Annotated in this window: 1 protein-coding gene; it reads left to right on the plus strand. The window is 47.5% G+C overall.

Going from position 1 to position 604, the window contains the following annotated elements:
- Nucleotides 1-604: transposase (locus tag MB09_RS15355; RefSeq protein WP_045081809.1), on the plus strand; the 604-nt coding region annotated here is incomplete at both ends.

Raw genomic sequence — 604 nt, forward strand, 5'->3', positions numbered from 1 at the left:
AGCAGGGACAGAAAGGCCAAAGAGAACAAAGCGCCTAAAGAACAACAAGAAATAACGGCCAGTAAAAAAGAATTACAGGAGATCAAGAGACGTAACAAAAGATGGAGAGAAGACCAGGATATGCGCCCGGGAGCCAAGAACAAAGGCAGCCGTTACACCAGCAACAAGACCCATTACAGTCCTACCGATCCCGATTCCAGGATAAGTGTCAAGCCCGGGAAGGCAAGAAAGCTCAACTACCTGTGCAACATAAGCGTAGATACCGGGGGCCACGTGATTACCGATGTGCAGGCTTACCACGCCGATAAGAAAGACAACCAGTATTTGCAAGACACCGTGGCAAGACTTAACAGGCGATTGAGAAAGGAGGGAATGATTTGGGAGCACCTCTTGGCAGACACCGGCTACAGCAGTGGGGAGAACTATGCCTATCTGGAAGCCAAGGGCATTAAAAGCTACATTCCGCCCCACGGAACTTACAAAGGCGGCCCCGAAGACTTTAAATATATAAAAGAAGGTAACTACTGGCTGTGCCCACAGGGAAAGAAAGTAACCTTCCGCAAGCAGAAACTTGAAAAAGGCACATTAAAGGATAATTATTTTA

Source organism: Aequorivita vladivostokensis (assembly GCF_000952855.1).
Taxonomy (GTDB): Bacteria; Bacteroidota; Bacteroidia; order Flavobacteriales; family Flavobacteriaceae; genus Aequorivita; species Aequorivita vladivostokensis.